Annotated in this window: 19 protein-coding genes; 7 read left to right on the top strand and 12 right to left on the bottom strand. The window is 45.9% G+C overall.

Translation table 11 applies throughout. From position 1 onward, the window contains the following. Positions 1-312: 312 nt before the first annotated feature. Positions 313-711, top strand: coding sequence for a glycoside hydrolase family 78 protein (locus tag AC3WRW_RS15565; protein WP_492547213.1), 399 nt, complete (start codon positions 313-315; stop codon positions 709-711). Between the two features lie 319 nt (positions 712-1030). Here AC3WRW_RS15565 and AC3WRW_RS15560 read toward each other — a convergent pair whose 3' ends face one another. The 3 genes from AC3WRW_RS15560 to AC3WRW_RS15550 all read right to left on the bottom strand — a co-directional run bounded on the left by AC3WRW_RS15560 (position 1031) and on the right by AC3WRW_RS15550 (position 2321). Further along, a complete protein-coding gene (locus AC3WRW_RS15560) occupies positions 1031-1396 on the bottom strand; it encodes a DUF1304 domain-containing protein (protein ID WP_492547215.1) in 366 nt (121 codons plus the stop codon). 558 nt (positions 1397-1954) lie between these two features. Further along, a complete protein-coding gene (locus AC3WRW_RS15555; RefSeq protein ID WP_492547212.1) occupies positions 1955-2116 on the bottom strand; it encodes a hypothetical protein in 162 nt (53 codons plus the stop codon). Positions 2117-2168: 52 nt separating this feature from the next. Continuing rightward, on the bottom strand, positions 2169-2321 hold the full coding sequence (locus AC3WRW_RS15550) for a hypothetical protein (protein ID WP_492547211.1): 153 nt from the start codon (positions 2319-2321) through the stop codon (positions 2169-2171). Between the two features lie 181 nt (positions 2322-2502). On the opposite strand from AC3WRW_RS15550, the gene AC3WRW_RS15545 reads away from it, so the two are divergent. From AC3WRW_RS15545 to AC3WRW_RS15535, 3 genes are all read left to right on the top strand, one after another. Further along, positions 2503-2658, top strand: coding sequence for a hypothetical protein (locus AC3WRW_RS15545; protein WP_492547210.1), 156 nt, complete (start codon positions 2503-2505; stop codon positions 2656-2658). A 149-nt stretch (positions 2659-2807) separates the two neighbouring features. Continuing rightward, positions 2808-3458: a DUF1796 family putative cysteine peptidase gene (locus AC3WRW_RS15540; protein ID WP_492547209.1), complete on the top strand. Its 651-nt coding sequence runs from the start codon at positions 2808-2810 to the stop codon at positions 3456-3458. Between the two features lie 98 nt (positions 3459-3556). After that, entirely contained in the window at positions 3557-3787 is a 231-nt protein-coding gene (locus AC3WRW_RS15535) for a hypothetical protein (RefSeq protein ID WP_492547208.1), read from the top strand. Positions 3788-3875: 88 nt separating this feature from the next. Here AC3WRW_RS15535 and AC3WRW_RS15530 read toward each other — a convergent pair whose 3' ends face one another. Further along, positions 3876-4337 carry a hypothetical protein gene (locus AC3WRW_RS15530; RefSeq protein ID WP_492547207.1) on the bottom strand — a complete coding sequence of 154 codons (462 nt, stop codon included), beginning with the start codon at positions 4335-4337 and terminating at the stop codon, positions 3876-3878. Positions 4338-4505: 168 nt separating this feature from the next. Next, entirely contained in the window at positions 4506-4763 is a 258-nt protein-coding gene (locus AC3WRW_RS15525; RefSeq protein ID WP_492547206.1) for a hypothetical protein, read from the bottom strand. Between the two features lie 243 nt (positions 4764-5006). Here AC3WRW_RS15525 and AC3WRW_RS15520 point away from each other — a divergent pair, with 243 nt between their 5' ends. Beyond that, complete coding sequence (locus AC3WRW_RS15520; RefSeq protein WP_492547205.1) at positions 5007-5177, top strand: hypothetical protein; 171 nt, start codon at positions 5007-5009, stop codon at positions 5175-5177. A gap of 66 nt (positions 5178-5243) precedes the next feature. Here the strand turns inward: AC3WRW_RS15520 and AC3WRW_RS15515 are convergent, their stop codons facing one another. After that, positions 5244-5528 (bottom strand): hypothetical protein, encoded by a 285-nt coding sequence (locus AC3WRW_RS15515; protein WP_315951206.1) that lies wholly within the window; start codon positions 5526-5528, stop codon positions 5244-5246. A gap of 126 nt (positions 5529-5654) precedes the next feature. Between AC3WRW_RS15515 and AC3WRW_RS15510 the strand changes: the two genes are divergently transcribed. After that, complete coding sequence (locus AC3WRW_RS15510; RefSeq protein WP_492547204.1) at positions 5655-6149, top strand: GNAT family N-acetyltransferase; 495 nt, start codon at positions 5655-5657, stop codon at positions 6147-6149. On the opposite strand, the gene AC3WRW_RS15505 is transcribed toward AC3WRW_RS15510, so the two are convergent. Continuing rightward, on the bottom strand, positions 6142-7206 hold the full coding sequence (locus tag AC3WRW_RS15505) for a WD40/YVTN/BNR-like repeat-containing protein (protein ID WP_492547203.1): 1065 nt from the start codon (positions 7204-7206) through the stop codon (positions 6142-6144). The genes AC3WRW_RS15510 and AC3WRW_RS15505 overlap by 8 nt on opposite strands. A 180-nt stretch (positions 7207-7386) precedes the next feature. On the opposite strand from AC3WRW_RS15505, the gene AC3WRW_RS15500 reads away from it, so the two are divergent. Then, on the top strand, positions 7387-8439 hold the full coding sequence (locus AC3WRW_RS15500; protein ID WP_492547202.1) for a polysaccharide deacetylase family protein: 1053 nt from the start codon (positions 7387-7389) through the stop codon (positions 8437-8439). 42 nt (positions 8440-8481) lie between these two features. Here the strand turns inward: AC3WRW_RS15500 and AC3WRW_RS15495 are convergent, their stop codons facing one another. The 5 genes from AC3WRW_RS15495 to AC3WRW_RS15475 all read right to left on the bottom strand — a co-directional run bounded on the left by AC3WRW_RS15495 (position 8482) and on the right by AC3WRW_RS15475 (position 12498). Next, positions 8482-8934 carry a Fur family transcriptional regulator gene (locus AC3WRW_RS15495; protein WP_492547201.1) on the bottom strand — a complete coding sequence of 151 codons (453 nt, stop codon included), beginning with the start codon at positions 8932-8934 and terminating at the stop codon, positions 8482-8484. A gap of 87 nt (positions 8935-9021) precedes the next feature. After that, positions 9022-10065, bottom strand: coding sequence for a CobW family GTP-binding protein (locus AC3WRW_RS15490; protein ID WP_492547200.1), 1044 nt, complete (start codon positions 10063-10065; stop codon positions 9022-9024). A 7-nt stretch (positions 10066-10072) separates the two neighbouring features. Continuing rightward, the gene (locus AC3WRW_RS15485; protein WP_492547199.1) at positions 10073-10621 is read right to left on the bottom strand and encodes a hypothetical protein; all 549 of its coding nucleotides are present in this window, start codon (positions 10619-10621) and stop codon (positions 10073-10075) included. Positions 10622-10626: 5 nt separating this feature from the next. Further along, positions 10627-11790 carry a metallophosphoesterase gene (locus tag AC3WRW_RS15480; protein WP_492547198.1) on the bottom strand — a complete coding sequence of 388 codons (1164 nt, stop codon included), beginning with the start codon at positions 11788-11790 and terminating at the stop codon, positions 10627-10629. Positions 11791-11817: 27 nt separating this feature from the next. Further along, on the bottom strand, positions 11818-12498 hold the full coding sequence (locus AC3WRW_RS15475; protein WP_492547197.1) for an SOS response-associated peptidase: 681 nt from the start codon (positions 12496-12498) through the stop codon (positions 11818-11820). Positions 12499-12529 lie beyond the last annotated feature (31 nt).

The raw sequence follows: 12529 nt of genomic DNA, 5'->3' as shown, positions 1-12529 counted from the left end.
CACATAAGCTGCAGCTCGTATTAATATTCCTTTTGTTTTGAACGTTTTCTAATGCAAAGTTCAGGCAGATTTGCTTCTATTAGAGCTTTTGCAAAAGCCAGCGTAACGGAATTTCCACATATCGTCTGAAATCCGATGTACTGCCGTGAATCTAGTCCTTTACCGCACTTCCAACTCCCACCAACAATTGATGAAAATAAACATATTTACCCAATTTTTATATACGAAACATTGTATATTCTATTAATTATGGTAATATATAACTTGGAATAGTTGGCCAACATTTCCTATAAAATCCATCAGGAGGGTATTATGAAAAAAATAATTTCTTCATTATTTGTCGTGGTATTAATGCTAGTTTTTTCAACTAGCGCATTTGCAGCTGCACCTACTGTTGTTGTTAACACTCCTTCTTCTCAATACTCTGGTAACCCATCGGTGTATTCGTATCAGCCGCCGATTGCATGGTATCAAAACGATACTGATGCGAATAGTTATTTCGCTGAATATTGGATTCTTATTTATGATGAGAGTTGGAATTTAGTTTATGATTCCGGAATCGTAACTCAAAACACAACTCAAAAGAACATGGCAATAACGGTACCTACACTCCCCAAAAATAAAACTTTAGCTGTAAATGTATCAGTTAGAGATAACACTGGCGCTTGGAGTAGCAACACAACTGTGAAATTTTTGTATATAACTCAATAAACTTCTTTGATTGGGGGCAAATAAAGCCCCCTTTTAATTTTTCTATTTTTCAAATTGATACCTTACAAAGGTCCTCAGGGTAAATCATTACAGCGTTAACTTTTCACGCTAACATAGCAAGAATAGATTTTCCTCGATAACTTGACACCCTTCAAAACATTCCGCTTTTTTCAGCGATTTCACGAACGTATACTATCACTATTCCTTCATTTAAACACCAAATGAAAAATATTAAATCTAACAACAAATAAGACCCAGAGTAACTTACCCCTGGGCCTTTATTGCGTTTCTTCTATTAATAAAATAATCCCCCTACCGCTTACATCACAAACCAAACGACAGCCAGCACCACGAACGCCGGGACCGCCTGCACAAAAAGGATCGAACGTTTGGCCGTCACGCTTCCGTATAATCCGGCAACCAGCACGCATAACAAGAAGAATATCAAAATATGCTTGCTCACGGTAGGATCGGGATAGAATAGCCCCCAGAAAATCCCAGCGGCTAGAAACCCGTTGTATAAGCCTTGATTGCCGGCCAATGAGCGGGAAGCATTCGCAAATTCCTGCGTCAGCCCAAATGCCTTGAGCCCTCTCGGTTTGGTCCACAGAAACATCTCCAAGCACATAATATACACGTGCAGCAACCCGATTAATCCAGCCCCTATATAAACGGCGATCATCAGATGTCCACCTTTCCCGATTCACAATTATCGTTATGAAATTTATGGTAATAACCCTCCTATTGTACTATTTTTAAGGACTACGATCAATCCAATTTAAGGTAGTTCAGAGAACTCTTCAGAATGGTATGTCTGCAAAAAAATCAATGTGACTGCCTGCATGCTAAGGAATTCATTGTATAGGTGACCCCTTTAATTGCACACAATATGAGTGCTTCAAAATGACTCCAAAGGTGGGCTAATAAGATGTCAACAAACAACCAACAGCAAGAAAATCACTTAAAGGATCAAAAAGATAACAAACCGAATCATAGCAGCAGAAAAAAGAAAAAACAGAATTAATCGCATTGATGATGTAGATTCTAACGACAAAAGCCCCGCGGGATCTTTCCCAACGAGGCTTTTGTTTTACATGCGTCCTATCCCGGATGTTACACTATGTATTGCGCAAGTGGGAACTATGATCCTTATTTTAAGCATTCTGGCAGAATGGTCCTTCACAGGACCGTTCGGGATCTGCTCCGCATCTTCATCACGGTTACTTTTGAAACATCCTCGTCTTCACTCAATCATATCACGGCAATAATCAAACACTCTCGCCATGACTTCCCTTTCAAAATCGTCTTTCACATAAAAGCAATGCCGTTTCCAATCCAACAACCGCAAGGCTCCATCAACGCCTCCAGCCTTCGCTTCCCGGTACGCTTCCTCCACCTGCTGCATAGAAGGCACTCGCTGATGTTTACGATGAAATCCAATAATCCTTGATAACTCACTACTCTTGTACATCATCTAGTAAATAGTACGCCTCCATATTGGTATCGAACACTAGGATACGGTCAGCAGCGTCATAGGCCATGTCATTAACTTCCTTAGGAGTCAATGTCCTTTCCTCACCTGTCTCTTTATGTACTACACGATATTCCATGATGTCATCCCCTCGTCAATGGTTCATTCCTGTTTAAAAGTTACATTGGAGGAATAAACTTTTTCCTCATCTCCCATAATAATGGTACACCTTAGATCTTAAGCTGGCTATTGGGATTTGAAGGGAAGAGACCCTCCTCTCTCTTTCCCTTCAAACTATTCTGTAAAGGATGTGTAGACATATGGATGAGAAGAACGAAACTTACGAATCTGACTATAAACCGGACATTACGAATTACGATTATGTTTGGGGGAGCGACCAAAGTGAGTATGTGAAAGAAGTTGCGACAACGGCGAACACGGACACGGACACTTCAGATGTGAACGCAGCTGATTAGCGTTTGATCCACATAACAAAGCCTGGACAACACTCCGGGCTTTTGCCTTGCGCCTTTAAAAATATCCCTGCTCATACCCGTTCAATTATCCAACCCTTTTCCCCTCCATCTGAATCTAATAGTAGAAGAGCCGGTGGAGGGTGATTGACATGAACTTACAAGAACTCAATAAAACAACCTTTGATTTAATTGCTAGCTTGGGTCATAATTGTGATCCGGCCGGTCATCTCAGGCGATACCATTTAAGAAAATTTTCGATGCCCTTGGATTGGGTCGTTTCCAACTCTCTGACCGATGTTAATAGGCTGTTAGCTAATAAATTCAAGGGATTTATGGATCTGTCCAATATGCAACAAGTTGAAGGCAGTTCACAGTATGTCGATGAATTTACAGTCGTTGTTCAGAAAATGCCATCCTATTTTATCAAAGACATGCTCTATAACGTAACTTCGGTTCATGACTTTCCTATTATTCCTAATCAATACTGGCATTCAACCTATCACGCTTATAAAGAAAAATTGAACATGCGTATTCATCGGTTTTTAGAAGAATCAGAGAAATCTAAATCCGCGCTTTTCGTCAGACTTCTTGCAACTTACGACCAAACCGCCGAATTACAATCTGTTTTGAAAAAATATATGCATGGCGATTTCAGAGTTCTTATCATTAATCCAGTTGCAAACTTGCCACGGGTCATTGAGATCGATTGGGGTTTAGAGCATGTCTGTTCTGTTCAAATTCCTAGTACAAACAATACGAATGCGTGGGATTATATTTTAAATGGCATTCGAATACGTTGAAAGGTCATTTCAAGCCCATTTATGAATAGGCAAGCATCCATTGGTTTCAATGGCACATACAGTATGGTATCAACTTGAACTTTGGAGGAGATTCATACATGGCATATACCAATTATCCTTATCCTCAATATCCTGTTGCAACGCCATATCCCGTAGTATCACAATATTCCGTTGCTACTCCTTACCCGATTCCAGTGCCGACGCCTTACTATCCTTACTATCACCATGGCTGGCATGGCGGTCATTGGCATGGCGGATGGCACGGAGGTCATGGCGGTCACGGCGGTCCCCCTCATTGGCATCACCGCATTGATGAGCCGTGCGAATAGCTATCTTCACAGTGAAGAGGATGCAATCCTTTCTCGAAAAAAACGCCCAAATGTGGCGTTTTTTTATTTCGGTTCAGCCTATAATTTACTATTGAGCTCCTCGTTTTCTCCACTCGTCCAAAGTTACATTTTCACCCGAGATTACATCGTCAACAAGGATTTCTTTCATATCCTCACTGACATAAAAAGTATGCCACCTAACAATATGATCGGTAAGACTCTCGCCAATGTATAAATCATAGAACTTTCCCGTTCGCTCAGGGATAATTAATAAACCATCGTTAAAGAATACGACTTTGGATTTATTTGACTCTATCAATTGTTTATATTTCTCTACTTCAGCTACATTCTTTGTAAGAAAATCCATTAATTCCTCTACGGTCTTGCGTTTCTCAACAATTAAATTCTGTGGTGTGGCGCTGGACTGGGCCGGCGCTTCCGCAACAGGAGTTCCATGATTGTTATCTTCAACCAGGCTGCTTGATGGATGGCATGCTGTCAGTCCCATTATGGCCATGATGGATATGAAAAAAAGAAATGACTTAGTCAAGTTTATCACCTTATTCTGTTCTAATGATGCTAATTAGGAGTATATAATTAGTTCCATTTTGAAACAAGCCTAAATATGCCAATTCAGATCCAAGCGCTGCGCTGCCTGCTTACTCAAAAAAATTAACCACCTCGCGGTGGTTGAAATCAATCCAAATTAGGCCATATCTTAATGATTGCGCTGCAATAACACTACGCCGGTAAGGCTGGACGTATTTCTCTGAAATACCACTTTAAAACCGACATCCGCATCCAACAAGCAGTCAAATGCATTCATCAGCAATCTGCCAGGAGCTAGCGTAAACGTACAAGGCGAAGCATTTCCGATCACACGAGAGGCGGTAATTCTGCGCGCAGAACCTGGACGCACTCTTCTCCAAGTAATCAAAATGAAATCAGGCTGACGAGCTGCTTTTACTTGAGCCATTATCATCACCTCTTTTTTTGTAAGGTTCTCTACATTTAATGCGATGATCAGAGACTTGGCTCTAAACGCTTACCTAAAAAAGGAGGCTTCTACTAAAATAAAAAAAGCGCCGCGAGAAATTTTCTCATCGGAGCCGTTTGACTTAAATCTCAAAAATTCATATACTATAAAAAAGAAAACAAGAACGTATGATCTCTTTTTCTCGCATTTATCTTACAGTCAGAAAAGAAGGTATCCCATCCCATGCAAGATCCTACGATTTATGAACGTCTGCGGGGCAAATATGCCGATGAAGACAGGGCGAAGCTTTTCATGCTGCAGCTCAAAACGTTACTTGAACAAAAGAAAAAGAAAAAATGGTACCAGAAGCTGAAATCGCCAACGAAAACACAGCCAGCAAGCTGGAACAAGTAATCCTCATAAAAAAAGAGACTTTCCTTTAGTAGCCCAGACTACTCAGGAAAGCCTCACCTCGTTTTGTTATTTGCCTCTTTTTTTCGAATAATACAGCACACCCAGGTAGTGCGCGCCTGTAAACAGCGTAAGAATGCCAAAGAACAGCAGGAACCCACCTTGACGGTCACGGAAGAACAACTGCAGAACGAAAAGCGCCAGCGATATTTCGCTCCAGAGAAGCGTTCTTTTCTTGAGTTGGGTCAAGTCCGCTGTGGATTTGCTAATTTTGCGAAGATTCATGAATGTAAGACCTGCAAGTACGATGATGCCAACGACGATCACGAGAATGTAGCCTGAATTGCCCGACATGTGACTCCCCCTATTTTGCGATGTTTCAACTTTATCTTCTATCAAAAGTAAGCTATTATATCTAAGATACATGGAATGATGCTAGATGTCTATGTAAAAAGAAGATAAGGAGTCAGGAAATCTAACATGTCTACAATTATATTTAAACCATTGGAAGCGTCCGATATCCCTTCATTAATGGAAATATACAACCATTTCGTGATGAATTCGACAGCTTCATTCCATACAGAGCCTGTTGAAATCGCTGAGTTCACAGAAAGTGTCGTTCATGAGCATCCGCGGTACCGGACTTATGTGATTACACATGATGGACAAGTCCAAGGCTACGTTCAAGTCATGCCGCATAAGAAAAAGCAGGCCTATGCCACTACAGGAGAAGTGACGATCTACTTGCATCCGGAGTGCGTTGGCAAAGGGATCGGTTCTGCGGCCATTCAGCATATTGAGGCGTTCGCGAAGGAAAACGGCTTTCACGCTTTAATCTCCACAATTTGCGCAGATAACAAGCCTAGTATTCATATGTTTTCCAAAAATGGTTACACGCAGTGCGCTCATTTCCGGGAAGTCGGCTTCAAATGGGGCAAGTTTCTCGATATTGTCACCTATCAGAAAATCATTTAACCGTCTGCGGCAGGAGCAGCTTCCAGTTCAGGCCTCCGTCTTTCGTTTTCCACAAATTTCGGGCATCCCAGAGCCAGCCGCTGCTTGATGTAAGGAAACTGAGCTGCAAGCTCGCATCCAGCGGCTGAAATGCGGTTGGAAACGTATGCAGACTCCATGTTTTGCCCCCATCACTGGTCCGAAGAAGCTGTCTCCCCTGCTCTTGTTCAGGATTTTGCCGACTGGACTGCAGAAGCGCGAACCCATGGCTCGCATCGGCAAACGATAGAGCCTGCGGCATAAGGGAAGTCGTGATCTTCCCTGCCTCTTCCCACGTTCCCCCGTCTGTCATGTGATAAAGCACCACTGTGTCCTTCCCCTTTTCGTTCGAACCCGAGCTTGAGGATGCGCCTGCCCCCATAAACCAGCCCTCTTTGGATGAGAGGAACGTAATGCCGCCCACACCTGGCAAGGGGATGCGATTTGATGCTAACCAAGTGATGCCTCCATCCTGCGTGCGAACCAGGATCAAATCCTTGTCGCTTCGAACGGCAATCAATCCGGTCTGTCTATTAAAAAACCGAAAAAAAGCAACTTCATTCTTTCCCTCAAGCCCCGGCAAGTCCTGCGCAATGACTTCCCACGTTTGACCGCCGTCCGCGGTTAGGCGAAGCTCCGATTTTTGGCCATTTGTTTCTTTGGTCAGCACCCATCCTGTTCGATAATCAAGAAATGAAAGCGAGCTAGGTGCCGTTAGTGGCGTCAATCCTTTTTGAACTTTCCAAGTGATGCCGCCATCGCCGGTTTGCATGAGCGTCGTTTCTCCGTTGCCGGAAGTAAGTCCGTAACCATGAAGCTCATCTACAAACGTGATCCCTTTGGTAGGGATGCTATGTTTAGGCGCACTTTCATCCTGAACTTGGATATTGTCACCTGGAACCATAGAAAGCACCGCATTCCGCTTTTCTTTTGCGGGTGAACGGGTAAGGTGCGGCGATGGAGTCGGGGCTTTTTCATGAAAGCAGCCTGCACATAACACAAAAATAATCAAAATCATTAATTTTTTGTTGTTCATCAAGGCGATCATGTCCTCCTCACTCCTTTCACGATTTCCGGTTAGGTATATGTAATGACGGTCTGCGGCTGCAAATAGTTCATGTCCATCGTTCCCATTAGACGTTATTCCTTTATTTCACAGGATAGGATGCCCCTTCTTTACAAAAGCTAGAGCATATTCATAATGCTCGGAGGGATTGCCATGACAACAAAGTGGGTTTGGTCCACTGCCATCGTTTGCTTGCTGGCCGCAGGCTGCGGTGTGCCCAAAAGCAAGCCATACCACGATCAAAGATCCGCGCAAATTGCGCACATCGATGAGCAAGATTCAGCGACAGAGGCTAGCCTTGATAATGGCGTATTTGATTTTGAACCTTTGCCAAGCCCAAGGAGTATGGCTGCCGCAACACCAACGCCAACGCCTGCGCTTACTCCGCTGGCACCCCTGCAGCCTAAATCAGCACCGACAGCCGTAACGCCTAGCCCGTCACCCAAAACAAATTCAAAGAAAGCCGCGCATCCGGAAGGTTCGGGGTCTAGAAAACCATCCGTACCCGTTCAAAAAAACCAAGGTCAAGTTCGGATTTCCCAGAAAAAGCTTACGCTTTCCCAGTTGGCTGTGAAATACCCTGACACCTTCAAGCTGCGCGGATCCAGTCAAGAGAAGAAAGTGGCGTTAACCTTCGATGATGGACCTGACACGCGTTTTACCCCTAAAGTGCTTGATGCACTCAAAGCGAACCAAGTGAAGGCAACCTTCTTCGTGCTTGGCTCTCAGGCCAGCTCTCACCCTGATATCATTAGACGGATCGTTCGTGAAGGCCATGTCATTGGCAATCATTCCTATAGTCATGCCAATTTACCGACGCTAACGGTAGATAAGTTTCAGAATCAGATTATGAACACGGAAAATGTGCTTCAAGGTTTAATCGGCTACGCGCCAAAGCTCATCCGCCCGCCGTACGGCGCAATTAATGAGGAGCAAGTTCGCTGGGTTGCAGACCACCATTATTTGATCGTGAACTGGAACGTCGATTCCCTTGACTGGAAATCGCTCACTTCGGAGCAGGTGCTGAACAATATCATGCAGCAAACGAAGCCGGGTTCCATCATCCTGCAGCACTCCGGAGGAGCTGCAAGCCAGGATTTGTCAGGGACGGTGCAGGCCATCGGACCGTTGATCGCGAAGCTCAAAGCCGCAGGTTACACCTTTGTCACCGTCCCCGAGCTGCTTCACGTTGCAAAGAGCAAATAGCTGCTGTATGTAAAAAGCCACGGAACAAAGTTCCATGGCTTTTTAGTGCTCAAGGGGCTTAGCCGGCGACGCCGATTTGCAGTCTGAGCAATATCCAAATATTTCAAACCGGTGACTCTGCACTTCAAAGCTCTCCGGCAAATCTTTCACTAGCTTCATCGGGCAAAATTCGAACGTCACCGTCTTCTCGCAGTTCACGCAGATCATATGATGATGATGGTGGGATAAACAGCTCGCTTTGAACTTCAAACCATCCGCCAAATGAAACTGCTCCAACACGCCCATCTCGCTTAGCAAGCGCAGATTACGATAAACCGTGTCAAAGCTTACGCCAGGATATTTGACTTTCATGTATTCATAAACGTCTTTCGGCGATAAATAACTGCCTGATTCGGCAAATAACGTTGCCAAACTCCTGCGCTGCTCTGTAATTCTCCAGCCTTGCCGGGACATGGCCTTTAGCATCTCGTCAATCGTGTGTGTATGAGTGCCCATCTGCATTACCCCTCTGTCATAAAAATGTTCTATTAACATAGTGCAGCAAATTGACCTCCTGCGTCAAGTAGCTGATCGCCTCTCGACTTATGATTCGGCAGCGATGTCGGACATCGCTTCCAGCTTCAGCAGCGCAGAACGAACGGCGTCTTTGGAGAAATTTTCCCCAATAAAGACGGCAACGTCGGGCACCTCGCCTTTTGGCGTTATTTTGACGAAATCCATTTCCCTATAGGCATATTGGAACAGGAAGCGGCTAGTAGTATCTGAGAAACTGAGAATCCCTTTAGCGCGGTACACTTCTTGCGGAAGCTTGCTGACCAATTCTTCAAAAGCGTTGCTGTCAACGGCTCTCTCAAAAAAGTGCGTATAAGCCATCACATGGCTATGCGAATGATGGTGGTGACTGTCCGGCTCGTGCGCATGATTGTGACCGGCCTCATGGTGTAAGGCATGAGTATGCTCCGCGTTGGAATGCGCTGTAGAATGTCCGGCATCTGCCATTGGCGCTTGCCCCTCTTCCTCCAACATTTCAATGAGTCTCATATCAATTTGACTAAAGATCGTAAAATGTACGGAAGCATGCGGATTCCAGTCGCGCACAAGAGCATCCACTTCCTGCAGCGCCATGGCCTCCAACAGGTCTGTTTTGTTCAACAGCAGCAAGTTGGCGCACCTGATTTGTTCCTTCATGAGACGGTATGTTTTGCCCCGGCTTGTCCGGTTTAACTCCAGCAATTGCGGAGCATCCACCACCGTAATAACCGCTTTGAGCTCTACGGGAATGACAAGCGAGGCATCTGTTACTTCATCGATAATTTCCAGCGGATTCGCGATCCCCGTCGATTCAATAAAAATCACATCAGGCTGCTCTCCGGTTACTAACTCATGAAGAGCTGTCGCCAGATCGCCCCGGCTCGAACAACAGATGCAGCCGCCCAGCAGCTCGGACATAGGCACTTCACTGGCTACCAGCTGCCCATCCAAATTCACTTCGCCAATCTCGTTCATGATGACGGCCGGTTTGCGTCCCGCTTCGGTAAAATGATCGATCGCTTTGGTTAGCAAGGTTGTTTTCCCGCTTCCAAGGAAACCGGATAGTACATAAACGGTAACTCTTTTCTGTGCCATACCCTTCTTACCTCCGTTCCGGTATAACTTCGAAGTTCGCGGATAAAATCGGCCATTTCCCTACGTGCTGAACGAGAAACGGAAATAGCTTGACCCATAACAAACTATTCGTAGGGTCTGCCGGCTTGAGGGGAAGCTCTAAGCGGTCATAGAGAATGCTCGCAGCCTCTTGGGCAAGCGCCATAGCCAGGTCCGAGGGAGTGGCCGAGTCAACAGTTCCCAAGCGAGGAAGGTAATGCTGGCTAATCGCTTCCGACAGCCGGTGTTCGGACAAGCTGCTTGAGGCCATCATTTCCCCCATGCCGGAGCTGACTAGTCGGGCAATTTCTTCGTCGAAAGCGTAAGGAATACAGTAAATTTCCAGCGCCAACGCCGCTATGTAAAATTCTTTGATCAATTCATCTTCTTTTTCTTGGGTTAGTACAGGGTCTTTTAAATAAGCGGCAACGGCCGGCTTCATGGCTTCCCAACCGTTTTCAATACTTTTCATTGTAAACTGCAGCATAGCCGCAGCCAGCTCTACGGGTGTAATTTGTTTTTTTTCTGCATCTTGCATGTAAACTACTCCTCTTCTCTCTCGTTGCTTTTAAAATGAATGATGAGCTCGATAATTTCCGAACGGCTCCCTAGGCGAATCGGCGGCCCCCATGTCCCGAAGCCTGAAGAAACGATCGCATGAAGATTTCCCTTCCGCAAGTATCCCCAATCAAGCTCAAAGAGCCTTCTTGTAATCAAGTGGTTCGGACTGATTTGACCTCTGTGCGTATGCCCCGAAAGCATGACATCAGCTCCCGCCTCTGCGGCTTTATCCAAGTGATACGGTTGATGGTCCAGTACGATAACGGGCTGACTGTGATCCGTTCCTTGCAGCAGAGCGGCAAGTGATTGCCGTCCCTCGGCCGTTCGTTCGGCTGCCTTGTCTTTGCGGCCTACGATGTACAACCGGTCTTGGATATGCACGGTTTCGTCCATGAGTACGCGAATGCCGATTTTGTTCATCTGTTCCACGAAGGCAGGAATATGACCGCCGATGTATTCATGGTTGCCAAGTACGGCATAAACCCCTAGCGGAGCCTGCAATTCTCGCATGGTCGTACCCATATCATAGCGGATAAACGGTTTAATATCATCATCAATAACGTCTCCTGGCAAAAGGATCAAATCCGGCTTTATTTCATGAACATGCCGAACCAACTTTCGCAGATGACGGTTGCCCACAATGGACCCCAAGTGAATGTCAGAGGCAACGACGATGCGCAGCCGCTCCCAGTCACCCGCTTTTTTCGGAATCGAAATCTCATACTTTCTTAGAATCGGGCTCTGTGCATTATAGGCACCGCGAATCATGGCAATAGCGATGATCCCGGCATCGATCCATCCCAGAATCGGAATGTATGTATCCGCAGAAACGGATGCCAGATGCAGAACTCCTGCGACCAGGTCTGTCGGCGGCAGCAGCAGAAAACCGAACTGCATGACGGCCAGCCAGTAAGAGCCGATGATTTTTAATGCTCTGGAGATGCCTGCCGGCAGCACTTTGGAACCGGCCCATGCCAGTAAGTACGATAAGGCGACAATCCAGAAGACAACCCAATAGATGCCAGGATGAAACGACGAGCCTAGCCGGTTTGCCAGAAAAACTTGGCCGTGCCAGCCAATGTAACCGTTCAAACCAAAAATAATGGCAAATATGAGGGCAATGCTTATAACCGTGCGTATTTTCATTATAGCTCTCCTATTCTTTGGATCTGCCTACAGCAATAGACTTAGCGGCTCTATGCATAACTCATCATCATTGCGCACATTGCCTACCCGGCTGGACACGGGGTATGCGTACATGCTCTCCGACGGGTACGGCTTCAGCAGCGGACGGAGTACGTCCGTGTTCGTTATGCTGCGATCAAGCCAAACCGCTTCCTCTTCCCGCTTGAGAATGACCGGCATGCGCTCATGAATATCGGCCATCATTTCATTCGCTTCCGTAGTAATGACGGTGCAGGTGGACAAGCGAGTGCCATCCGGAGCTGTCCATGTGTCATACAACCCCGCCATGCTAAAGATCTCTTTGCTGCGCATCATAATTCGCATGGGCTGCTTCTGTTTGCCTTCTCCCTTCCAGTCGTAGAAGGAATCCGCCGGAATCAGGCAGCGTTTGCGCTCGAACGGCTTGCGGAAAGCAGGCTTGTCCGCCAATGTTTCCGCCCGTGCATTGAGCATCTGATAGCCTAGCTTCTCGTCCTTCGCCCACTCCGGAACGAGTCCCCAACGCAGTTCGCCAAGCTTATTTTTCTCGCCGTCATGCACGATCGCCATGACTTGCTGTCCAGGGGCGACATTGTATTTGGGGCTGTATCTCGCAGGATATTTGTAATAAATATCATACCGCAGCATCAGCTCCTCTAACGTTACGGTAATCGTATAGCGTCCGCACATGGCCGCACATCCTTTGCCTTATATGTCCTCA

Source organism: Paenibacillus sp. FW126-R14, from assembly GCF_058789495.1.
This window is presented reverse-complemented; position numbering and strand designations above follow the sequence as displayed.